The 21,043-nt window shown below is 75.2% G+C and carries 21 protein-coding genes; 18 read left to right on the top strand and 3 right to left on the bottom strand.

Going from position 1 to position 21,043, the window contains the following annotated elements; all coding sequences use genetic code 11:
* The 3 genes from AC3EVP_RS21000 to AC3EVP_RS20990 all read left to right on the top strand — a co-directional run.
* A partial coding sequence (locus AC3EVP_RS21000; RefSeq protein ID WP_435131742.1) for an elongation factor 1-alpha C-terminal domain-related protein occupies positions 1–826 on the top strand: 826 nt, incomplete at its 5' end.
* A 52-nt stretch (positions 827–878) separates the two neighbouring features.
* The gene (locus AC3EVP_RS20995) at positions 879–2,084 is read left to right on the top strand and encodes a ParB N-terminal domain-containing protein (RefSeq protein WP_435131740.1); all 1,206 of its coding nucleotides are present in this window, start codon (positions 879–881) and stop codon (positions 2,082–2,084) included.
* Positions 2,085–2,134: 50 nt separating this feature from the next.
* Positions 2,135–2,551, top strand: coding sequence for a pyridoxamine 5'-phosphate oxidase family protein (locus tag AC3EVP_RS20990; protein ID WP_435131739.1), 417 nt, complete (start codon positions 2,135–2,137; stop codon positions 2,549–2,551).
* A 49-nt stretch (positions 2,552–2,600) separates the two neighbouring features.
* On the opposite strand, the gene AC3EVP_RS20985 is transcribed toward AC3EVP_RS20990, so the two are convergent.
* On the bottom strand, positions 2,601–3,062 hold the full coding sequence (locus tag AC3EVP_RS20985; protein ID WP_335983967.1) for a nuclear transport factor 2 family protein: 462 nt from the start codon (positions 3,060–3,062) through the stop codon (positions 2,601–2,603).
* A gap of 175 nt (positions 3,063–3,237) precedes the next feature.
* Between AC3EVP_RS20985 and AC3EVP_RS20980 the strand changes: the two genes are divergently transcribed.
* The 11 genes from AC3EVP_RS20980 to AC3EVP_RS20930 all read left to right on the top strand — a co-directional run bounded on the left by AC3EVP_RS20980 (position 3,238) and on the right by AC3EVP_RS20930 (position 14,920).
* Entirely contained in the window at positions 3,238–4,722 is a 1,485-nt protein-coding gene (locus AC3EVP_RS20980; protein WP_435131737.1) for an FAD-dependent monooxygenase, read from the top strand.
* A 101-nt stretch (positions 4,723–4,823) separates the two neighbouring features.
* Complete coding sequence (locus AC3EVP_RS20975; protein WP_335983965.1) at positions 4,824–5,519, top strand: antibiotic biosynthesis monooxygenase family protein; 696 nt, start codon at positions 4,824–4,826, stop codon at positions 5,517–5,519.
* Positions 5,520–5,686: 167 nt separating this feature from the next.
* Complete coding sequence (locus AC3EVP_RS20970) at positions 5,687–6,016, top strand: TcmI family type II polyketide cyclase (protein WP_335983963.1); 330 nt, start codon at positions 5,687–5,689, stop codon at positions 6,014–6,016.
* Entirely contained in the window at positions 6,013–7,284 is a 1,272-nt protein-coding gene (locus tag AC3EVP_RS20965) for a beta-ketoacyl-[acyl-carrier-protein] synthase family protein (protein ID WP_435131735.1), read from the top strand. Before AC3EVP_RS20970 ends, AC3EVP_RS20965 begins: the two co-directional genes overlap by 4 nt.
* On the top strand, positions 7,281–8,492 hold the full coding sequence (locus AC3EVP_RS20960) for a ketosynthase chain-length factor (RefSeq protein WP_435131733.1): 1,212 nt from the start codon (positions 7,281–7,283) through the stop codon (positions 8,490–8,492). Before AC3EVP_RS20965 ends, AC3EVP_RS20960 begins: the two co-directional genes overlap by 4 nt.
* Before the next feature lie 50 nt (positions 8,493–8,542).
* Positions 8,543–8,812 (top strand): acyl carrier protein, encoded by a 270-nt coding sequence (locus tag AC3EVP_RS20955; RefSeq protein WP_335983958.1) that lies wholly within the window; start codon positions 8,543–8,545, stop codon positions 8,810–8,812.
* A 13-nt stretch (positions 8,813–8,825) separates the two neighbouring features.
* Positions 8,826–9,611 carry a 3-oxoacyl-ACP reductase FabG gene (gene fabG / locus AC3EVP_RS20950; RefSeq protein WP_435131732.1) on the top strand — a complete coding sequence of 262 codons (786 nt, stop codon included), beginning with the start codon at positions 8,826–8,828 and terminating at the stop codon, positions 9,609–9,611.
* A gap of 45 nt (positions 9,612–9,656) precedes the next feature.
* A complete protein-coding gene (locus AC3EVP_RS20945) occupies positions 9,657–10,601 on the top strand; it encodes an aromatase/cyclase (protein ID WP_335983954.1) in 945 nt (314 codons plus the stop codon).
* A gap of 1 nt (position 10,602) precedes the next feature.
* Complete coding sequence (locus tag AC3EVP_RS20940) at positions 10,603–12,159, top strand: FAD-dependent monooxygenase (RefSeq protein WP_435131730.1); 1,557 nt, start codon at positions 10,603–10,605, stop codon at positions 12,157–12,159.
* Between the two features lie 320 nt (positions 12,160–12,479).
* A complete protein-coding gene (locus tag AC3EVP_RS20935) occupies positions 12,480–14,051 on the top strand; it encodes an FAD-dependent monooxygenase (RefSeq protein WP_435131728.1) in 1,572 nt (523 codons plus the stop codon).
* On the top strand, positions 14,051–14,920 hold the full coding sequence (locus AC3EVP_RS20930; protein WP_435131726.1) for an alpha/beta hydrolase: 870 nt from the start codon (positions 14,051–14,053) through the stop codon (positions 14,918–14,920). Before AC3EVP_RS20935 ends, AC3EVP_RS20930 begins: the two co-directional genes overlap by 1 nt.
* 88 nt (positions 14,921–15,008) lie before the next feature.
* Here the strand turns inward: AC3EVP_RS20930 and AC3EVP_RS20925 are convergent, their stop codons facing one another.
* Positions 15,009–15,878 (bottom strand): sigma-70 family RNA polymerase sigma factor, encoded by an 870-nt coding sequence (locus AC3EVP_RS20925; protein ID WP_335983947.1) that lies wholly within the window; start codon positions 15,876–15,878, stop codon positions 15,009–15,011.
* A gap of 220 nt (positions 15,879–16,098) precedes the next feature.
* Here AC3EVP_RS20925 and AC3EVP_RS20920 point away from each other — a divergent pair, with 220 nt between their 5' ends.
* On the top strand, positions 16,099–16,551 hold the full coding sequence (locus AC3EVP_RS20920) for a carboxymuconolactone decarboxylase family protein (RefSeq protein WP_335983945.1): 453 nt from the start codon (positions 16,099–16,101) through the stop codon (positions 16,549–16,551).
* Between the two features lie 68 nt (positions 16,552–16,619).
* On the opposite strand, the gene AC3EVP_RS20915 is transcribed toward AC3EVP_RS20920, so the two are convergent.
* A complete protein-coding gene (locus AC3EVP_RS20915) occupies positions 16,620–17,084 on the bottom strand; it encodes a VOC family protein (protein WP_435131725.1) in 465 nt (154 codons plus the stop codon).
* A gap of 250 nt (positions 17,085–17,334) precedes the next feature.
* Here AC3EVP_RS20915 and AC3EVP_RS20910 point away from each other — a divergent pair, with 250 nt between their 5' ends.
* From AC3EVP_RS20910 to AC3EVP_RS20900, 3 genes are read left to right on the top strand one after another with little or no spacing between them, the layout of a single operon-like run.
* Positions 17,335–17,661, top strand: a complete 327-nt coding sequence (locus tag AC3EVP_RS20910) for a 4Fe-4S dicluster domain-containing protein (RefSeq protein WP_335983942.1) — start codon at positions 17,335–17,337, stop codon at positions 17,659–17,661.
* The gene (locus AC3EVP_RS20905; RefSeq protein WP_435131724.1) at positions 17,658–19,643 is read left to right on the top strand and encodes a hypothetical protein; all 1,986 of its coding nucleotides are present in this window, start codon (positions 17,658–17,660) and stop codon (positions 19,641–19,643) included. Before AC3EVP_RS20910 ends, AC3EVP_RS20905 begins: the two co-directional genes overlap by 4 nt.
* On the top strand, positions 19,640–21,040 hold the full coding sequence (locus tag AC3EVP_RS20900) for an amidase (protein ID WP_435131722.1): 1,401 nt from the start codon (positions 19,640–19,642) through the stop codon (positions 21,038–21,040). The genes AC3EVP_RS20905 and AC3EVP_RS20900 overlap by 4 nt, the downstream gene beginning before the upstream one ends.
* The last annotated feature ends 3 nt before the right edge of the window (positions 21,041–21,043 follow it).

Raw genomic sequence — 21,043 nt, 5'->3', positions numbered from 1 at the left:
CTTCGCCGCCATCGCCGAGGAGTTCACCGCCTACACCGACTCCCTCGGCATCCCGGACATCACCGCCATCCCGATCTCCGCCCTCGCCGGGGACAACGTGGTCGAGCCGTCGGCGAACATGGACTGGTACGGCGGACCGACCGTCCTGGAGCACCTGGAGACCGTGCAGGTGCTCCAGGACCCGGCGCCCGGCCCGGCCCGGCTGCCGGTGCAGTACGTGATCCGGCCGCAGACCGCCGAGCACCCCGACTACCGCGGCTACGCCGGGCAGATCGCCTCGGGAGCGTTCGCGGTCGGCGAGGAGGTCACGGTGCTGCCCTCCGGCCGCACCTCCCGTATCCGCGGCATCGACCTGCTGGGCACCCCCGTGGACACCGCGCGCGCACCCCAGTCGGTGACGCTGCTGCTCACCGACGACGTGGACGTCTCCCGCGGCGACCTGATCGCGCCGACCGCCCACGCCCCGGCCACCACCCAGGACATCACCGCCACCGCCTGCCACGTCGCCGACCGGCCGCTCACCGTCGGCCGGCGGGTGCTGCTCAAGCACGGCACCCGCACCGTCAAGGCGGTCGTCCGGGACATCCCCTCCCGGCTCCGCCTCGACGACCTCGCGCCGCACCCCGCCCCCGGCCGCCTGGCCGCCAACGACATCGGCCAGGTCGTGCTGCACACCGCCGAACCCCTGCCGCTCGACTCCTACGCCGCCTCGCGCCGCACCGGCTCCTTCATCCTGCTCGACCCCCACGACGGCACCACCCTCACCGCGTGCATGACCGGCCCCACGCAGGTGGCGGGCCGTCAACCGGCTCTCGACCGCCGCTAGAGACGCCGCTGGCAGGCTCGTCGGGGACTGCGACAGAAGGGGGCCGGTGCGGATGGCTGACAACGGCGGGCGGGCTACGGCGATCGCGGGCGGCCGCGCACCGGCGGGGGCGGGACACGGCGCCGTACCGGCCGCGGGCCCGAAAGGCGCCGGCTCCGGCGGCCCGGACCTGCCGGCCGTCGAGAACCTGCCGGCGCAGCGGCTGCCGGTACGGGCTCTGTCGCCCGAACTGCGGCTGCGCCAGGGCGGGGTGGACCCCGCGCACGTCCAACTCCTCGCCGACGCCGCCGACCACGCGGAGCTGCCGCCGATCCTGGTGCGCAGGAACGGCTGGGGCGTCATCGACGGCCTGCACCGGCTGGAGGCCGCCAAGCTCCGCGGCGACCGCAGCATCTCCGCGTGCTTCGTGGAGTGCACGGACGCGGAGGCGCTGGTCCTGGCGATGCGCGCGAACAGCGCGCACGGGCTGCCGCTGTCGCGCGCGGACCGGATGGCCGGTGCCGCGCGCGTGCTGGCCGCCCACCCCGAGTGGTCCGACCGCGCCATCGCCCGGCTCACCGGGCTGAGCGGCAAGACCGTCGCGGCGCTGCGCGGCCGGACGGCCGGCGCCGCGCCGCCCGGCGGCAAGCGGCTCGGCCGGGACGGGCGGCTGCGCTCGGTGGTGGCCGGGGAGGGCCGGCGAAGGGCCGCGGCCTACCTGAGGGCCCATCCGGACGCCACGCTGCGGGAGGTCGCCCGCGAGACGGACGTGTCCGTCGGCACCGTCCACGACGTCAGGACCCGGCTGCGCGGCGGGGCACCGCCCGAGCCCGACGGGGGCCGGGCGCCCGCCGGCCCGCCGGATTCCGCGTCGGCCGCGCCCTACGCGGACCGCGCCCCGCACCCGGCGGACCCGGCGGAGGCGGCGGAGGCGGCGGACCCTGCGGAAGCACCGGACCGCGCCGCCGTACCGCTCGTACGCGCCCTGCCCGACCCGGACGTGTCGCGGGAGCGCTGCCGGGAGCCCGCCGGCATCCCGCTGGGCTGGGCGGCGGTGTCCGCCAAGGTGGCCAGCGACCCGTGCGTGCGCTACACCGAGGGCGGCAAGGAGTTCCTCCAGTGGATGGCCTTCCACGCGTCCGACCCGGACCGGTGGCAGGAGCTGATCGGCGCGGTGCCGCCGCACTGGCTCGGGGTGATCGCGCCGATCGCCGAGAGCATCAGCAAGGAGTGGAGCCAGTTCGCCGAGCGGCTCAGGAGCCGGCAGGAAGCGGTGTGAGGAGCGCGGCGCGGCCGGGCTCCGGCAAACCGGAAGGGGAATCCCACACGATGACGCTCCCCCAGCGGCGCGGCCGCGCGACGGCGGTGACGTCCGCGGTCGACGCGTTCCTCGCACAGCCGCACACGGCCGTGCTGACCACGCTGAGACCGGACGGCTCGCCCCACCTGGCACCGGTGCGGTTCACCTGGGACCCCCGGGCGCGGCTCGCCCGCGTCCTGACGGTGCGCACGACCCGCAAGGTCAGGAACGTGCTGGCCGCGCCCGGCGCCCGGGTCGGGCTCTGCCAGGTGGACGGCTTCCGCTGGGTCACCCTGGAGGGCAGCGCCCAGGTGCTCGACGCCCCGGAGCGCGTCGCCGAGGGGGTGCGCCGCTACGCGGAGCGCTACTGGTCGGCGCCGCCCGCCCCGCCGGGCCGGGTGGTCGTCGAGATCGCGGTGGACCGGGTGCTGAGCCTCAACTGCTGAGCTGCGCCCGGCAGGTGGGAAACGTCCCGCCTGCCGGGCGGCGCCGGTCTCAGCGAGCGGGCGGGACCGGGCTGCCCTGCCGCCAGACCAGGTCGAACGACAGGCGGGTGAGCTTCCAGCCGGCCGGGGTGCGGCGCGCCCGGCCGGCCACCGACGTGCCGGTGACGAACAGCGCGGCGTGCTCGTCGCCGGGGTGGTGAACGTGGGTGGAGACCAGCGCGGCGCGCAGCGTCGCCTGCGCGCCGGAACAGTCCACCACCGCCGGTGAATTCAGGTGCTGGGTGCGGGCGAATTTCTCCAGCGCGTGGCGGTGCCATTCCGCGAGCCCCACTATTCCCTCGTAGGTGCTCATCGGAAAGGAGACGACGGCGTCGGCGGTGAACAGTCCGTGCGCCCACGGGTCGTCGAGTTCTCCGCTGTCGAGCGCCACCAGGTAGCGGTCGAGCAGCGCGCCCACCGCGGCGGCGTCGGCGGTTTCCGGTGCGAATTTCTCCACGTGAGTCGAGGTCATGCCTGAGGATGGTCCGCCGCGACCGGTCCGACCAAGTGTGCCTGCGAAGATCTGACATTGGCGGCGCAATTCTGTAGTGGCGTGCAGAAGACCTGTCCTGAACTCCCTTTACCGCCCGATGTGGCGCTCCCCATACTCATGGGGACATCAACCAGAAGAGGGCGGATGGGCGACGATGGACAATTATGACGCGGACGTGATCGTCGTGGGCGCCGGTCCTACCGGACTGATGCTCGCCGGTGAACTCGGGCTGCACGGAATTTCCGTGGCCGTGCTCGACCGGCTCGCCGAACCGATGCGGCAGTCACGTGCGCTCGGCTTCTCCGCGCGCACCATCGAGGAGTTCGGGCAGCGCGGGCTGCTGGCCCGGCTCGGCGGGGTGGACGTCATCCCGGTCGGCCACTTCGGCGGTGTCCCGCTCGACTACCGGGTGCTGCCCGGCGGCTCCTACGGTGCGCGCGGCATCCCGCAGTCCCGCACCGAGGCCGTGCTCGCGGGCTGGGCGGCCGAACAGGGCGCGGTCACGCACCGCTCCGTGGAGGTCACCGGCCTGGAGCAGGACGCGGACGGCGTCACCGTGCACACCTCGGGCGGCGGCGCCTTCGACGGCGGGCGGCTGCGCGCACGGTACGTGGTGGGCTGCGACGGCGCCCGCAGCACCGTACGCCGCTGCGCCGGGATCGACTTCCCCGGCACGGAGCCGACGGTGGAGCTGCGCTTCGCCGACATCTCCGGGGTGCCGCTGCGGCCCCGGTTCTCCGGCGAGCGCGTCCCCGGCGGCATGGTCATGGTGCTGCCGCTCGGCCCGGACCGCTGCCGGATCATCTACTACGACCGCGACGAGCCGCTGCGCGCGAGCCGCGAGCCGATCACGTTCGCGGAGGTCGCCGCCGCCTTCCTGAAGCTGTCGGGCGAGGACATCGGCGCGGCCGAGCCGTCGTGGGTCAGCTCGACCACCGACGTCAGCCGGCAGGCCGCGCAGTACCGGCGCGGCCGGGTGTTCGTGGCGGGCGACGCCGCGCACGTCCACCTGCCGATCGGCGCCCAGGGCATGAGCGCGGGCGTCCAGGACGCGGTGAACCTCGGCTGGAAGCTGGCGCTGGTCCTGGCCGGGCAGGCCCCGGACGGGCTGCTCGACACGTATCACGCCGAGCGGCACCCGGTCGGCGCCCGCATCCTCACCAACACCCTGGCCCAGCGCACCCTTTACCTCGGCGGCGAGGAGATCACCCCGCTGACCGACGTCTTCGCCGAACTCAGCCGGTTCGAGTCGGTGCAGCGCAGCCTCGTCGGCATGGTCACCGGCCTCGACATCCGGCACGACGTCGGGCCGGGCGGCCACCCGCTGCTCGGCCGGCGGCTCCCGGACGACGAGCTGACCGGCGAACCGGGCGGCGGCGGGCCGCGGACGAGCGTGCACGCACTGCTGCACACCGGCCGGGGCGTGCTGCTCGACCTCGGCGGCGACGGCACCCTGCCGACCGCGGCCAAGCCGTGGGCGGACCGCGTCGACACCGTACGGGCCGAGGGCGCCGCGCACCTGCCCGACGTCGAGGCCCTGCTGCTGCGGCCGGACGGCTACGTCGCGTGGGTCGCGCCCGACCAGGACGGCAGCGCGCTGCCCGAGGCCCTGGAGCGCTGGTTCGGCCCCGGCGCCTGAGCCGGCCGGCCCTGCCCGCACCTCCCCGCACCCTCCCCGCGCCCGCCCGCACCTTCCCGTTCTTCGACTGTTCCTCCCTTCTCCCAGGAAGTGACCACGCCATGCCCCGAATCTCCCCTGCCGACGACTACCTGACCGTGCTGAACCTGTTCTCCACCGACGAGCCGGCTAAGCAGGACACGCTGCTCCAGGAGATGGGCAAGATCGTCAACGCCGCGGCCTACGAGGGCTGGATCTCCTCCACGGTGCACGCCGGGCAGGAGAGCCCCGGCACCGCCAACTTCATCCAGTGGCGCAGCGGCGAGGACCTGGAGAAGCGGTACGCGGGCGAGGAGTTCAAGCACCGCACGATGCCGGTCTTCCAGGAGATCACCACCTCGATCCGGCTGCTCCAGTGCCGGATCGTCTACACCCACCGGCACCCGGCGCAGGGCGCGACCACCGAGATCTCGCCCGACCGCGACGACTACACCGTGATCGAGATCTTCAAGGTCGCCGAGGGCGACCACGAGGACCTGGTCACCGAGTTGGGCGAGGGCCGCGCCTGGCTGGCCGACGTGCCCGGCTACCGCTCGCACAGCGTCTTCAAGGGGCTGCGGGCCCGCTTCCTGGACGGTCCCTTCGCCGTCGTCTACTCGCAGTGGGACGGCAAGGACGCCTACGACGCGTTCCGCGCGGCGCCGGAGGCGGAGAAGTCCGAGGCCCGGCTGAAGTCCGAGGCGCGCGTGGCGGCGCTGACGACCGAGAGCGACTGGAACGGCTACCGCGTGGTGCAGACGCGCGCGGCCGGCGAGTAGCACCGGCGCTTCCCGGCGCCGCTCCCCCGCCGGGACCGGGCCGCACCCGTCCGGTCCCGGCGGCGGCCCGCCCCGCGCACCCCGCGCACCCCACCCGCACCCCCGCGCACCCCGTGAACGCCCAGAAACGCCCAGAAACGTCCCGTGCCGACCTCAAGGAGCCAGGTATGCACAGCACGCTGATCGTGGCCCGGATGGCCATCGAGTCCAGCCGCGATGTCGCGCGGCTGTTCGGCGAGTTCGACGAGACCGACATGCCCCACCGGATGGGGACCCGGCGCAGGCAGCTCTTCGCCTACCGCGGGCTGTACTTCCACCTCCAGGACTTCGCGTCGGACGACGGCGGCCCGCGGATCGAGGCGGCCAAGGACGACCCGCGGTTCGTCGGGATCAGCGCGGACCTGAAGCCCTTCATCGGCGCCTACGACCCGGCGACCTGGCGCTCCCCCGCCGACGCCATGGCCACGCGCTTCTACCACTGGCAGGCCGGCGCATGACGGGGCGTCGGGTCGTCATCACCGGGCTGGAGGTGCTCGCCCCGGGCGGCCTGGGCCGGGCGGACTTCTGGGCACTGATCAGCGAGGGGCGCACCGCCACCCGCGGCATCACCTTCTTCGACCCGTCGCCGTTCCGCTCCCGGGTGGCGGCCGAGGCCGACTTCGACGGGCTGGCGTACGGGCTCAGCCCGCAGGAGGTGCGGCGGATGGACCGCGCCGCGCAGTTCGCCGTGGTCACCGCGCGCGGCGCGGTCGCCGACAGCGGCGCCGAGCCGGCGGCGCTGGCGCCGCACCGGGTCGGGGTGGTCGTCGGCAGCGCGGTGGGCGCGACCATGGGGCTCGACGAGGAGTACCGCGTGGTCAGCGACGGCGGCCGGCTGGACCTGGTCGACCACCGCTACGCCGTGCCGCACCTGTACGACTACCTGGCGCCGAGTTCCTTCGCCGCCGAGGTGGCGTGGGCGGTGGGCGCCGAGGGGCCGGCGACGGTGGTCTCCACCGGGTGCACCTCGGGTATCGACGCCGTGGGCTACGGCGTGGAGCTGGTGCGCGAGGGCGCCGTGGACGTCATGGTGGCCGGGGCCGCGGACGCCCCGATCTCGCCGATCACGATGGCGTGCTTCGACGCGATCAAGGCGACCACCCCGCGGCACGACGACCCGGAGCACGCCTCGCGCCCCTTCGACGGCACCCGCAACGGCTTCGTGCTCGGCGAGGGTTCGGCGTTCTTCGTACTGGAGGAGCTGGAGCACGCCCGGCGGCGCGGCGCGCACGTGTACGCCGAGGTCGCCGGCTACGCCACCCGCTCCAACGCCTACCACATGACCGGGTTGCGCAAGGACGGCGCGGAGATGGCCGAGGCGATCCGGGTCGCGCTGGAGGAGGCGAGGACCGCGCCGGAGGACATCGACTACGTCAACGCGCACGGCTCCGGCACCCGGCAGAACGACCGGCACGAGACCGCCGCGTTCAAGAAGAGCCTGGGCGCGCACGCGTACCGCACGCCGATCAGCTCGATCAAGTCGATGGTGGGCCACTCGCTGGGCGCCATCGGCTCCATCGAGATCGCCGCGTGCGCGCTGGCGATGGAGCACGACGTGGTGCCGCCCACCGCCAACCTGCACACCCCCGACCCGGAGTGCGACCTGGACTATGTGCCGCTGACGGCACGCGAGCAGCCGGTCGGCTCGGTGCTGACGGTGGGCAGCGGCTTCGGCGGGTTCCAGAGCGCCATGGTGCTCACCGGCGCGCGAAGGAGCACCGTATGACGTCGGTCGTGGTCACCGGGATGGGCGTCGCCGCCCCGAACGGGCTGGGCGCCGCGGACTACTGGGCGGCCACCCGCGGCGGGAAGAGCGGCATCGGCCGCATCACGCGGTTCGACCCGTCGGGCTACCCGGCGCAACTGGCCGGGGAGATACCGGGCTTCGAGGCCGCCGACCACCTGCCGGGCCGGCTGCTGCCGCAGACCGACCGGGTGACCCGGCTGTCGCTGGCGGCGGCGGACTGGGCGCTGGCGGACGCCGGGGTGGACCCGGCGTCGTTCGACCCGCTGGACATGGGGGTGGTGACCGCCAGCCACGCGGGCGGCTTCGAGTTCGGCCAGGGCGAGCTGCGCAAACTGTGGTCGCGGGGCAGCCAGTTCGTCTCGGCCTACCAGTCGTTCGCCTGGTTCTACGCGGTCAACAGCGGCCAGATCTCCATCCGGCACGGGATGAAGGGGCCCAGCGGTGTCGTGGTGAGCGACCAGGCCGGCGGCCTGGACGCGCTGGCGCAGGCCAGGCGGCTGGTGCGCAAGGGCACGCCGCTGGTGGTGAGCGGCGCGGTGGACGCGTCGCTGTGCCCGTGGGGCTGGGTGGCGCAGCTGGCCGGCGGGCAGCTGGCCACCAGTGACGAACCCACCCGCGCGTACACGCCGTTCGACCGCGACGCGCACGGCTATGTGCCGGGCGAGGGCGGGGCGATCCTGGTCCTGGAGTCCGCCGCGGCGGCCGCGGCGCGCGGCGCGCGGGTGTACGGCGAGATCGCCGGGTACGGCACGACGTTCGACCCGCCGCCCGGCAGCGGCCGCGGCCCCACCCTGCGCACCGCGATCGGTGTCGCGCTTCAGGACGCGGGCACCGCGCCGGGCGAGGTGGACGTGGTCTTCGCCGACGGCGCGGGCGTGCCGGAGCTGGACCGCGCCGAGGCCGAGGCGATCAGCGCGGTCTTCGGGTCCGGCGCGGTCCCGGTGACCGTGCCCAAGACGATGACCGGCCGGCTGTACTCCGGCGCCGGGCCGCTGGACGTCGCCTGCGCGCTGCTGGCCATCCGCGCCGGGGTCATCCCGCCCACCGTCCATGTGGACCCCTGCCCGCAGTACGACCTGGACCTGGTGCTGCACCAGCCGCGGGCCGCGCGGCTGCGCACCGCACTGGTGGTGGCCCGCGGCCACGGCGGCTTCAACTCCGCCGTGGTGGTGCGCGCCGCGGCCTGAGCGGCCGGGCCGCCGGCCCCGCCACCCCGAGACGAAGGAGACATATCGACATGACGGACCGCCAGTTCACCTTCGAGGACCTCAAGCACATCCTCCTGAAGGCCGCCGGCGCCGAGGAGGGCCTCGACCTGGACGAGGACATCCTCGACACCACCTTCGAGGAGCTGGGCTACGAGTCGCTGGCGCTGCTGGAGACGGGCGGCTGCATCGAGCGCGAGTACGGCATCGCGCTCGACGACGAGATCCTCACCGACGCCCTGACCCCCCGCGAGCTGATCAGCACCGTCAACGAGCTGCTGGCCGCCGGCCGCGCCGCCTGAGAGGACCCACGCCATGGCACAGTCCACTTCCCGTGTCGCGCTCGTCTCGGGTGCCACCAGCGGCATCGGCCTGGCGAGCGCCCGGCTGCTGGCCGCGCAGGGGCACCGGGTGTTCCTCGGCGCGCGTACCGGCTCCGACGTCGAGACGACCGCCAAGTCCCTGCGCGCCGACGGCTGCGAGGCCGCCGGCCAGGTGCTCGACGTCCGCGACGGCGCCTCGGTCGCCGCCTTCGTACAGGCCGCGGTCGACACCTACGGCCGGATCGACGTGCTGGTCAACAACGCCGGCCGGTCCGGCGGCGGGGTCACCGCGGAGATCGCCGACGACCTGTGGCACGACGTCATCGACACCAACCTCACCAGCGTCTTCCGGATGAGCCGCGAGGTGCTGACCACCGGCGGCATGCGGGAGCGCGGCCACGGCCGCATCATCAACGTCGCCTCCACCGCGGGCAAGCAGGGCGTCGTGCTGGGCGCCCCGTACTCCGCCTCCAAGCACGGCGTCGTCGGCTTCACCAAGGCGCTCGGCAACGAGCTGGCGCCCACCGGCATCACCGTCAACGCGGTCTGCCCGGGATACGTGGAGACGCCGATGGCGCAGCGGGTCCGGCAGGGGTACGCCGCCGCCTACGCCACCAGCGAGGAGGCGATCCTGGCGAAGTTCCAGGCGAAGATCCCGCTCGGCCGCTACAGCACCCCCGAGGAGGTCGCCGGCCTCATCGGCTACCTGGCCTCCGACACCGCCGCCTCCATCACCTCGCAGGCGCTCAACGTCTGCGGCGGCCTCGGCAACTTCTGACCACCGTCCGGACAGCGGACGAGGACCGGACAAGGAGCAGTGCCCGTGACGACACGCGAGGTCGAGCACGAGACCACCATCGCCGCGCCCGCGGCCACCGTCTACCGGCTGCTGGCGGACGTGCGCCACTGGCCGCAGATCTTCCCGCCCACCATCCACGTCGAGCAGGAGGACACCGGCCACGGCACCGAGCGCATCCGCATCTGGGCCACCGCGAACGGCGAGGCCAAGAACTGGACGTCGCGCCGCACCCTGGACCCCGACGCGCTGCGCATCACCTTCCGGCAGGAGGTCAGCACCCCGCCGGTGGCCGCGATGGGCGGCACCTGGATCGTCGAGCCGCTGGACGGGGCCGCCGCGCGGGTCCGGCTGCTGCACGACTACCGGGCGGTCGGCGACGACCCGGAGTCGCTGCGGTGGATCGACCGGGCGGTGGACACCAACAGCACCTCGGAGCTGGCCGCGCTGAAGGAGAACGTCGAGCGGGTGCACGCCGCCGAGGCACAGGACCTGGTCTTCTCCTTCACCGACACCGTCGAGGTCGAGGGCGCCGCCAAGGACGTCTTCGACTTCGTCAACGACGCCGCCCGGTGGCCCGAGCGGCTGCCGCACGTGGCCACCGTCCGCTTCGGCGAGCCCTCCCCGGGGTTGCAGACCCTGGAGATGGACACCCGCGCCAAGGACGGCTCGGTGCACACCACCAAGTCCTACCGGGTGGCGTTCGCACCGGACCGGATCGCGTACAAGCAGGTCACGCTGCCCGCGCTGATGACGCTGCACACCGGCCTGTGGACGTTCACCGACACCGGCCGGGGCACCACCGAGGCCGGCTCGCAGCACACGGTGTCGATCAACACCGCCAACATCGCCGCGATCCTGGGCGCGCAGGCCACCGTCGCGGACGCCCGGGCCTACGTGCACGACGCGCTGAGCACCAACAGCCGCGCCACACTGGGCCACGCCAAGGACTACGCGGAACGGAAGAGCTGAGATGGCCGCCCCGCGCACGACGCGGACCGAGGTCATCGTGGTGGGCGCCGGGCCGGCCGGCCTGATGCTCTCCGCCGAACTGGCCCTGCGCGGCGTGCGGGTGGCCGTCGTCGAGCAGCGCCACCGGCCCAGCACCGAGTCGCGGGCCTCGACGCTGCACGCCCGCACCATGGAGATCCTCGACAGCCGCGGCCTGCTGCCGGACCTCGGCACCCCGCCGAACGAGCCGCGCGGCCACTTCGGCGGGGTGCCGCTGGACCTGACGCTGCCCTCGCCGTATCCGGGCCAGTGGAAGGTGCCGCAGACCAGGACCGAGTCGGTGCTGGAGGAGTGGGCGCTGTCGCTGGGCGCCGACATCCGCTGCGGGCACCGGCTGCGGCTGATCGACCTGGCCCAGGACCCGGACGCGGTGGAGGTGGAGGCCGTCGGGCGCGACGGGCGGCCGGTGCGGCTGCGCGGCAGCCACCTGGTCGCCTGCGACGGGCAGGACTCCACCGTGCGGCAGCTGACCGGGGCGGACTTCCCCGGCCACGGCGCCGCCCGCGAACTGCTGCGCGCCGACGTCGACGGCCTCGACATCCCCGACCGGCGCTTCCAGCGGCTGCCGCGCGGCCTGGCCATCGCCGCCCGCCGGGCCGACGGCGTGACCCGGGTGATGGTGCACGAGTTCGGCAGCGCGGCCCGCACCCGCACCGGCCCGGTGCGGTACGAGGAGGTCGCCGCGGCCTGGCAGCGGGTCACCGGCGAGGACATCGGGGGCGGCAAGCCGCTGTGGGTCAACCACTTCGACGACGAGAGCAGGCTGCTGGCCCAGTACCGGCACGGCCGGGTGCTGTACGCGGGCGACGCCGCGCACCGGCAGATGCCCACCGGCGGACAGGCCCTCAACCTCGGCCTCCAGGACGCCTTCAACCTCGGCTGGAAACTCGCCGCCACCGTCCGCGGCGAGGCGCCCGCGGGGCTGCTCGACACCTACCACCTGGAACGCCACGCCGTCGGCGCCGCCGTGCTCGGCAACATCCGCGCCCAGGTGGCGCTGCTGCTGGGCGGGGCGGAGGTGGAGCCGGTGCGCGCGGTGCTGGCCGAACTGCTCGCCGAGGAGCCGGCGCGCGCCCGGCTCGCCGGGATGGTCAGCGGCCTCGACATCCGCTACGCCACCTGCGGCGGCGGCCATCCGCTGGTCGGCGCGCGGCTGCCGTACGCCCGGCTGCGGGTCGGCGGCGCCGTGTGCACCACCTTCGAACTGCTCAGGTCCGGGCGGGGACTGCTGCTCGGCCTGGGGGCGCCGCCGCCGGCCGCCGGGGCGCGCTGGGACGACCGGGTCGACCTCGTCACGGCCGCGCCGGCGCGGGACGAGCAGGGCACCTGGGACGGGGTCGCGGCCGTGGCGGTGCGCCCGGACGGCCACGTCGTGTGGGTCGGCGGCGCACAGGACGGCGACGGCAACGGGGACGGCGACGGCTTGGACGCCGCGCTCGGCCGCTGGTTCGGCGCGCCCCGCCGCCCGCACGTGCGCCCCCGTGCGGGCGCGGCCGTCAGGGCCGTGTCCGACACCTAGCGTCGTCCCGCCCAAAGGGCGGGGGCCGACGGGGCCCGGTGCTCCCCCCATGGCCTCCGGCCTGGGAGGTCCCCCCGACCGCAAGGCGGAGGGTGGGGGTCCCTCCCAGGCGAGGCTCCGGGGAACAGAGCGCAGCGAGCCGTACCGACGGCCAGCAACGCCGGCGGCACCTCCCGCCGAAGGCAAGGGGAGAGCGTGCCTGCCGGCCCCCGCCGGCCGGGGGCGCCCCCATGCCCCTGGCCATGGGGGCGGGATGTGCCGGACCCGGCCCAGCACCGCACCGACCGGAGCGGGAACGGACGAGAAGAGGGAGGACAGCCATGGCACAGTCCGTGGTGGACACCGACGTCGTCGTGGTCGGCGCCGGACCGACAGGGCTGATGCTCGCGGGCGAACTGCGCCTGGGCGGCGCCCGCGTCATCGTCATCGACAAGCTGGCCGAGCCGTCCGGCCAGTCCCGGGGGCTGGGCTTCACCGCCCGCGCCATGGAGGTGTTCGACCAGCGCGGGCTGCTGCCGGCCTTCGGGCAGGGTGAGACGCTCGCGACCAGCCCCATGGGGCACTTCGGCGGCGTGCAGTTCGACTACACCGCCCTGCCGGGCGCCCACTTCGGCGCCCGCGGCATCCCCCAGAACGAGACCGAGGCCGTTTTGGAGGCGTGGGCGCGCGCGCTCGGCGCGGACATCCGGCGCGGCTGGGAGGTCACCGGCCTGGCCGACGGCTTCCTCGACGGCGACACCGTCGAGGCGCTCGTCAGCACCCCGCAGGGCGCCGGCCGGCTGCGCGCCTCCTACCTCGTGGGCTGCGACGGGGGGCAGAGCCGGGTCCGCAAGGCGGCCGGCTTCGACTTCCCCGGGCTGCCCGCCACCCGCGCGATGTACCTGGCCGACGTCGTCGGCTGCGGGCTGCGCCCCCGGTTTTTGGGCGAACGCCTCCCGCACGGCATGGTGATGGCCGCGCCGCTGAAGGAGGGCGTCGACCGGATCATCGTCTGCCCGCACGGCACCCCGGCCCGCGAGCGTGCCGACGACGTCACCTTCGCCGAGGTCGCCGCCGCCTGGCAGCGCATCACCGGCGAGGACATCAGCGGCGGCAGCGCCGAGTGGGTCAGCTCCTTCAGCGACGCCAGCCGGCTGGCCGGGCAGTACCGGCGCGGCCGGGTGCTGCTGGCCGGGGACGCCGCGCACGTCCATCTCCCGGCCGGCGGCCAGGGGTTGAGCACGGGGGTGCAGGACGCGGCCAACCTCGGCTGGAAGCTCGCCGCCACCGTCCGCGGCACCGCGCCGGCCGGCCTGCTCGACAGCTACCACGCCGAGCGGCACGCGGTCGGCGAGCGGCTGATGATGAACACCCACGCGCAGGGCGTCGTCTTCCTCGGCGGCGAGCAGTCGGACTCGCTGCGCGCGCTGTTCACCGAACTGCTCGCCCACGAGGCGGTCCGGCAGCACCTGGCCGGGATCGTCAGCCACCTCGACATCCGATACGACCTCGGCGACGCCCCCGACGATCCCGGCGGCCCCGGCGGCATCGCGGCGGACGGCACCGGAAAGGCGCACCCGCCGCACCCGCTGCTCGGGCGCCGGCTGCCCAAGCGGCCGCTGAGCGGGGCCGGCGGCGAGAGCGACACCTTCCGCCCGCTGCGCCCGGGGCGGGGCGTGCTGTTCGACCTGGCCGACAGCGCCGTACTGCGTGCCGCCGCCGCTGCCTGGTCCGACCGCGTCGACGTGGTGACCGCCGCCGCCAAACCGGTCGAGGGCACCGCGGACCCGCTGGCCGGGCTGGCGGCGGTGCTGGTCCGCCCGGACGGGCACGTGGCGTGGACCGGCGAGGGCGCGCCCGACGGGCTGGCGGCCGCGCTCGGCCGCTGGTTCGGCGCCGGGCGCGCCGCGTAGTGGCCGCGGCCGGCCCGGTCCGGCCCGTCGTCCTGGAAGGCGCCGGGGTCACGCTGTCCGGGCTGCTGGGCGAACCGTCCGGCGCCCCCAGGGCGCTGGTCGTGGCGGTGCACGGCGGCGGCATGACCGCGGGCTACTTCGACACCCGGGTACGGCCGGGCCTGTCGCTGCTGCGGCTCGGGGCGGACCTGGGGTATGCGGTGCTCGCGGTGGACCGGCCCGGCTACGGCAGGTCGGCCGGGGCGCTCCCGGCGGGGATGGGGGTGGCCGAGCAGGCCGCGGTGCTGCGGGCGGCCGTCGCCGGCTACGCCCGCACCCACCCGGTGGGCGCCGGGGTGCTGCTGCTGGGCCACTCCTTCGGCGCCAAGCCGGCGCTGGCGTGGGCGGCCGGTGCCGAGGACGGCGACCGCCTGCTGGGCGTGGACGTCTCGGGCTGCGGCCTGCGGTACGCCGCGCCCGGCGGGGCGGCGGTGCCGTTCACCGGCCCGGGCGGGCGGCGGCTGAGCTGGGGGCCGCTGCGGCTCTACCCGCCGGGCGCCTTCCGGGCCTGCGCGGGCCTTCTCGCCCCGATGCCGGCCCGGGAGGCGGCCGAACTCGCCGGCTGGCCCGCGTCCTTGGCGCGGCTGGCGCCGCGGGTACGGGTACCGGTGCGCTTCACCTTCGCCGAGCACGAGCTGCTGTGGCGGCACCAGAACGCGGACCTGGCCGAACTCGCGGCGGCGTTCGGCGCGGCCGGGCGGGTGCTGGTGGACCGGCAGCCGGGCGCGGGCCACAACATCAGCCTGGGCTGGGCGGCCCGCGCCTACCACCTGCGGGCGCTGGCCTTCGCCGAGGAGTGCCTGCTCCCGGCCGCGGCACAGCGCCCGTAGGACCGCGGGGCCGTGCGCCCGTGGGACCCCGGGAGCGGCGCACCGCCCAGCCGAAGTCGACCGGTGGGCCGGTAGGCGGCGAGCGGTGTCAGTCTCCCAGCACCACGATGTCCAGCTCCTGGAGCCGGTCGGGGTCGCCCACCAGGTCGATGGCGGTGATCAGGCCGTCGGTGATGGTGAAGTCGAACGCCACGACCACCCGCTTCTTCGCCTTCCACACCGCGCCCACGCTGGTGTCGATGAGCGCCACCCGGGCGGCCTCGGCGCCGCCGGAGAAGATGCCCGCCACACCGCGGGCGCCGTGCGTCATCGGGGCGGCGCCGATCCGTACGGCGGTGTCGTCGGCGTGCATGGTGACGTCCGGCGCGAGCAGCGTCAGCAGCCGGTCGAAATCGCCGCTGCGCGCGGCGGTCAGGAAGGCGTCCACCACCTCGTGCTGGCGGCGCAGGTCGTGCATCGGGGAGGCCCCGTGCACCCGCCGCCGGGCCCGGCTGGCCAGCTGCCGGGTCGCTCCCGGGCTGCGCCCGATGACCTGGGCGATGTCCGCGAACGGCACCGCGAACATGTCGTGCAGCACGAACGCGAGCCGCTCGTCGGGGTCGAGCGTGTCGAGGATCACCGACAGCGCCAGGCCGACCGAGTCGGCGAGCACCGCCTCCTGCTCGGGGTCGGCGTTCTCCTCGGTGGGCACCGGCGCGGCCGCCTCGGTGTGCTCCTCGAAGAACTCCTCGCGGCGGCTGCGGGCCCGCAGCATGTCCAGGCAGACCCGGCCCACGACCGTGGTCAGCCAGCCGTCCAGGTTCTCCACCGCGTCCGCGTCGCTGCGGTGCAGCCTGATCCACGCCTCCTGCACGGCGTCCTCAGCCTCGTCGGTGGAGCCGAGCATGCGCTGCGCCACCGCGTGCAGCCGGGGGCGCTTCTCCTCGAAGGCGCGCGCGAGCTCGTCGTTGTCGTCCATGGCCACCGTCGTTCCCCTTCGCCGTCCGCCGGTGCGTGACCGCCGCCGGGTCCATCTTCGCGCCCGGGGCCCGCACAACTGTGACGAACGGGGCCGTCCGCGTGTGACGGGCCCCGCTCCGCCGCCGGCGCGGTGTCACACTCGCCCGCCGCCGCTCGTCGTAGAAGTGGCGCACGCCGCCGAGCGTGCGCCGCTTGCGTTCCCGTAGAAAGGGATGAACATGGAAGCGCGCCTGACCAACCCCGCGGTGGTCCTCAACGCCACACAGCCCATCCAGGACCTGTACAAGGCGATCTACTCCGGCGGTGTGCCGAAGACGACCCTCGACCTGGTGCACCTGCGGGCCAGCCAGATCAACGGGTGCGGCCCGTGCGTCGACTCCGGCTCGCGCGGCGCCCGCAAGGGCGGTGAGACCGAGGAGCGACTGTTCGCGGTCGCCGCCTGGCGGGAGACGCCGTACTTCACCGAGGCCGAGCGGGCCGCGCTGGCGCTGGCCGAGCACGCGACCCGGCTGTCGGACCGCGGCGACCAGGTGCCGGACGAGATCTGGGACGCGGCCGCCGAGCACTTCGACGAGAAGGGGCTGTCCGCCCTGGTCCTGATGATCGCGCTGACCAACTTCTTCAACCGCCTGAACGTCACCACCAAGCAGGTGGCCGGCGACTGGGGCTGAGCGGCCCGGCACGACGTGGGCCCGGTCCGCCGCGGGGCGGACCGGGCCCTCGCCGCGCAGGGGGGTGGTCAGCTGGTGCGCGGGCGGCGGGACGGGGCGAGGTTCAGCCGCCAGGACACCCCGAACCGGTCGGTCAGCCACGCGAACCGGGCGCTGAACTCGTAGGCGTCGGCCGGCATGATGACCTCGCCCTTCTCCGCCAGGGCGTCGTGGTAGCGGTCGAACTCCGCCGCGGTGTCGCACTGCACGTAGATCGCGGTCGCGGGCGAGAAGGCGTACGCGTCCCAGGACGCCAGTTCGTAGCCCTTCGCGCCGGGCGGCGGCATGTTGGTGCACATGAACGACTGGCCGCCGAGCGTGAACAGCGCGTGCTGGAGGACGCCCTCCGGCCAGCCGGCCTCCCCGGCGCGGGCCCGCACCACCCGGTGCACCGCGGAGTTCTCGAACAGCGAGGTGTAGAAGTCGAGGGCTTCCTCGGCGTCGTTCCTAAACGCCAGGAACATCATGAGCTTGGGCGCCGCAGTCGGGGGCATCGCGGGTGCTCCTCTTCGTCGTCGGTTCCCTGCCGGTCGGCCGGGCCGCGCGCGGCCGGGGCCGGTCGCCGCGGCGCGCCGCCACGGCGACGGTAGCCGCGCCGCGCGGTGTTCAACCGGCGCCCGCGGCGGTTGAACACGCCGGTCGAGCCCGCCACCACCGAAGCTCCGCGCGTGGTCCAGACGGCACCGCAAGCATGTGTCGACATCAGTGACGGACACCTCGAAGTGACCCGGAGGGTGAGTGCCCGTGAGCGAGAACGCACTGCCGGCGGACCGGTCCGCCCGATCCGAGCGGATCGCCGCGCGGACTCGCAGCAGCAGCTGGCGGAAGCCGCCGCGCCGTATCGAGACCACCGAGTGCATCACCTGCGACAGCTGTCTGCGCGGCTGTCCGGCGGAGTTCGGCGCCATCGTGGACCGCGGCCTGGACGTGGTGATCATCCCGGAGCTGTGCTCGGGCTGCCCCGCCTGCGTGCTGGAGTGCCCGGTGGACTGCATCTACGTCGACGAGGACTGGAAGCCGTCCGACGACAGCCTGTGGAACCTCGTCGAGTTCCCCGCGGCGACCCGGTGAGCGGGTCGCCGGAGCGCGGCAGCCGCCGCGCGGCCAACGCGAGGAAGCGGATCAGCCGCCGCCCCAGCCGGCTCGGCACGCCCGCGGGCGCCGCCGCCGGCCCGGACCGGACACGCGAGGCGGCCGCGGGCTTCCCCGGGCTGCTCGGCCGGGTGTGGGAGCGGGCGCGGACGGCGGCCGGCCCGCGGGCGGCGGTGGAGGTCCTGCTCGGCCTCGACGGGCACGTGCCGCCGGACGTCCAGCTGCGGGCGCTGAGCACCTCCGACGAGGCCGCGGTCATGGCCCTGTGGGGGCTGACCTGGCGGACGCCCGACCCGGACGCCCCGGACGCCCCGACCGTCCCCGTCCCCGCCACCGACACCGACGCGGAGACCGACACCGGCAACGGCACCGGCACCGGCACCGACGCCGACGAGCCGGTCTTCCTCGGCGAGTTGGGCCTGACCAAGGGCGGCCGGGTGGTGCTGCGCGCCCCGGCGCAGGGGCCGCTCGACCGCTCCGAACTGGTCGGCGGGGTGCTGCGGGTGCCGTGGTCGCGGCAGGCCGCCGACGCCTACCAGGACCGGCTGGACCGGGCCGCCGTCCGCACCGCCCGGACCCTGGCGGACTGCCGCGGCTGGCTGGACCGGCAGGGCGGCAAGGGCCGTGACGAACTGGTCGAGCAGGCGAGGGAGGCGGCCCTGCGCACCGCCCCGTTCGTGCTGTACCAGGACGACCGCAGGTACACCAACTTCCGCGACCAGAACACCATCACCGGCAAGACCCTGTGGCCGGGCCACCCCGACTGCGTGCTCAGCAGCCTGAAGGGCCTGCCGCTGGAGCTGTGGTCGGACAGCGACGTGCAGATGCTGATCGCGCTGACGCTGCTGATCCGCTCGGCCGGCTTCGGCCGCGTCGAGGAGGCCAACGGCACCCAGCTCGGCCTGGACCACGTCGCGGCGATGCTGGAGCGGGTCCGGGTGGCCTACGAAGCCGTCCCCGGCGGCACACCCGTCGCCGCGGCCGCCTCGCACCGGGTGGCGGACCTGGCCGCGCTCGCCGAGGCGCTGGGCGCCCGCCGCCGCCAACTGCTCGGCACCGCACGGCTCTACCGCGAGATCCACGGCCCGCTGATGCACAAGATCGAGCGCGTGGGCGCCGACACCGACGCGGTGCGCGAGCGCGACGCGCGGCTGGCCGCCCGCCTGGCCGGGCGGCTGCCGCTGGCCGGCGCGAGCCTCGGCGAGCTGGGCCTGCCCGGCGGGGCGGGCCCGCTGTGGCTGGCCGAACCGCACGGCTCCTTCGCCACCGGCCTGGAGTCGCTGCTGTACGAGACGGTGGCCGCCTGCGCCGAGGAGTTCCGTGCCGACTTCGCGATGAGCCGCGGGATGCGGTCGCTGCCCGACCTCGTGGAGCGGATGCGCGAGGAGCGCTGGGCGGAGATCTGCGACTGGGACATCACCCGCTACTTCTGCTGCGTGGTGCCGCGGGAGCAGGCCCGCGCCCACTTCGGCGGCTCGGCCGCGACGCTCGCGGACGCGGCCTGGGCGATGTCCTCGCGCATGCAGTACAACTCCTGGCACTTCGTGCCCGGCAACCTCCCCCGGGACCCGGCGGTGGTGGCCCGCGACCACTTCGTGCCGCCCACCATTCCCGACGTCGCGTTCTTCTCCGACCAGCACCACCACGGGCACGTCACCAACAAGGTCCGCTTCTCCATCCGCTCGCCGCAGGCGGTCGAGGTGGGCGGCCGGGTCTTCAACGGCTTCATCGACCTGCGGCTGCTGCGCTGCGCGGGCGCCCCGTTCGACGAGGAGGACCTGCTGGTCGCCCACCGGGTGTCGGGCCTGCTCGCCCGCGCGACCGGACTGGCCGCCCGACTCGTCGCGAAGGGCGTGCCGTTGGCGGTGACGTCCTTCGACGCCGGGTGGCACTGGCGGACGATCACCTGCCCGGCCGGCAGCGGCGCCGCGCTGTCCGACCCCGCGGGCGCGGTCCGATGACCGCCGCCGAGGCGTTCGGCGCCCTCAAGGACCGGCTGCGCAGGGGCGAGACCACCGTCGTGGAGCACGTCGGCTCGGTCCTGGCGGCCGCGCACGAGCGCGACACCCTGGGCGCGTTCGTCGCGGTGGCCGGGCAGGAGGCGCTGCGCGCCGCCGAGGCCGCCGACCTGCGCATCGCCGAGCGCGGCGCCGACGCCTGGACGGGGGCGCCGCTGCTGGGCGTCACGGTCTCGGTGAAGGACCTGCTCCAGACCCGCGACCTGCCCACCGCCCGCGGCTCCTTCCTGGCCAACCGGCGGGAGCGCGCCGACGCCCCGGCCGTCGCGCGGCTGCGGGCGGCCGGTGCGATCGTCATCGGCAAGACGACCACCTCCGAGTACGGCTGGAGCGCGTCGACGGTCAGCCGGGTCGCGCCGCCGACCGGCAACCCGTACGACCCGGCGCGGACGGCCGGCGGCTCCAGCGGCGGCGCGGCGGCGGCGGTGGCCACCGGGCTCGGCGACGGCGCGCTCGGCACCGACGGGGCCGGCTCGGTCCGCATTCCCGCGGCGTTCTGCGGCGTGGTCGGCTACAAGCCGTCGTACGGGCTGATCCCCTACGTGCCCGGCTGCGCGGACCGGCTGTCCCACCAGGGCACGCTGGCCCGCGGGGTGGCCGAGGCCGCCGCGCTGGCCGCCGCGGCCGGCGGCCCGCACCCCGGCGACCCCGACTCCGGGCTCGGCTCGATCGAGGCGCCCCCGCGGGGCGCCGCCCGGCGCGTCGGCTGGATCGAGTGGGACGGCACCAGCGACGAGGTCCGCCGGGTCGCGGAGCGGGCCCGGTCCGCGCTGGCCGAACTGGGCTACCTCGTCGAGCCGGTGGAGGTGCGGTGCACCGACCTGTACCCGGCCCTGGTCGACATCCTGGCCGCCGCCGAGGCGGCCGGCACGGCGGCGCGGGACGAGGAGCTGTGCGACCCGGGCCGGCTGGAGGTGGTCCGCTACGGGCGGCGCCTGACCGGCGCGGCGGTGCTGCGCGCCGAGGAGGTGCGGCAGCGCACCCGGGTCCGGCTGCGCGCGGTCATGGCCCGCCACGAGCTGCTGGCCATGGCCACGGTGCCCGTCGAGCCGTTCGAGGCGGGCGCCATCGCGCCGACGTGGGCCGCCGACCCCCGTGACCTGCTGTGGCTGGCGTGGTCGCCGGCCACCTACCCGTTCAACCTGACCGGTCAGCCCGCCCTCACCCTGCCGGCCGGGCTGACCCGCGCCGGGCTGCCGGTCGGTGTCCAGCTCGTCGGCGCCTTCGGGGCCGACGAGCCGGTGATCGAGGCGGCCCGCCGGCTGGAGTCGGCCCTCGGACAGCTCCCCCCGCCCCGCGCGCCGCACGAACTGGTGGCCGCCACCGAAAGGACCCTGTGAACC

It is taken from the genome of Actinacidiphila sp. bgisy144 (genome assembly GCF_057708105.1).
Note: the sequence above shows the minus strand (reverse complement) of the source record. Positions and strands in the feature narration are given on the sequence as shown.

Excerpts from the sequence above, each read along its gene's own strand:
- AC3EVP_RS20970 (WP_335983963.1), top strand. The coding sequence starts at position 5,687 with ATGCACAGCACGCTGATCGTGGCCCGGATGGCCATCGAGTCCAGCCGC.
- AC3EVP_RS20925 (WP_335983947.1), bottom strand. The coding sequence starts at position 15,878 with ATGGACGACAACGACGAGCTCGCGCGCGCCTTCGAGGAGAAGCGCCCC.
- AC3EVP_RS20985 (WP_335983967.1), bottom strand. The coding sequence starts at position 3,062 with ATGACCTCGACTCACGTGGAGAAATTCGCACCGGAAACCGCCGACGCC.
- AC3EVP_RS20990 (WP_435131739.1), top strand. The coding sequence starts at position 2,135 with ATGACGCTCCCCCAGCGGCGCGGCCGCGCGACGGCGGTGACGTCCGCG.
- AC3EVP_RS20955 (WP_335983958.1), top strand. The coding sequence starts at position 8,543 with ATGACGGACCGCCAGTTCACCTTCGAGGACCTCAAGCACATCCTCCTG.
- AC3EVP_RS20940 (WP_435131730.1), top strand. The coding sequence starts at position 10,603 with ATGGCCGCCCCGCGCACGACGCGGACCGAGGTCATCGTGGTGGGCGCC.
- AC3EVP_RS20965 (WP_435131735.1), top strand. The coding sequence starts at position 6,013 with ATGACGGGGCGTCGGGTCGTCATCACCGGGCTGGAGGTGCTCGCCCCG.
- AC3EVP_RS20960 (WP_435131733.1), top strand. The coding sequence starts at position 7,281 with ATGACGTCGGTCGTGGTCACCGGGATGGGCGTCGCCGCCCCGAACGGG.
- fabG (WP_435131732.1), top strand. The coding sequence starts at position 8,826 with ATGGCACAGTCCACTTCCCGTGTCGCGCTCGTCTCGGGTGCCACCAGC.
- AC3EVP_RS20935 (WP_435131728.1), top strand. The coding sequence starts at position 12,480 with ATGGCACAGTCCGTGGTGGACACCGACGTCGTCGTGGTCGGCGCCGGA.
- AC3EVP_RS20920 (WP_335983945.1), top strand. The coding sequence starts at position 16,099 with ATGGAAGCGCGCCTGACCAACCCCGCGGTGGTCCTCAACGCCACACAG.
- AC3EVP_RS20995 (WP_435131740.1), top strand. The coding sequence starts at position 879 with ATGGCTGACAACGGCGGGCGGGCTACGGCGATCGCGGGCGGCCGCGCA.
- AC3EVP_RS20975 (WP_335983965.1), top strand. The coding sequence starts at position 4,824 with ATGCCCCGAATCTCCCCTGCCGACGACTACCTGACCGTGCTGAACCTG.
- AC3EVP_RS20915 (WP_435131725.1), bottom strand. The coding sequence starts at position 17,084 with ATGCCCCCGACTGCGGCGCCCAAGCTCATGATGTTCCTGGCGTTTAGG.
- AC3EVP_RS20900 (WP_435131722.1), top strand. The coding sequence starts at position 19,640 with ATGACCGCCGCCGAGGCGTTCGGCGCCCTCAAGGACCGGCTGCGCAGG.
- AC3EVP_RS20980 (WP_435131737.1), top strand. The coding sequence starts at position 3,238 with ATGGACAATTATGACGCGGACGTGATCGTCGTGGGCGCCGGTCCTACC.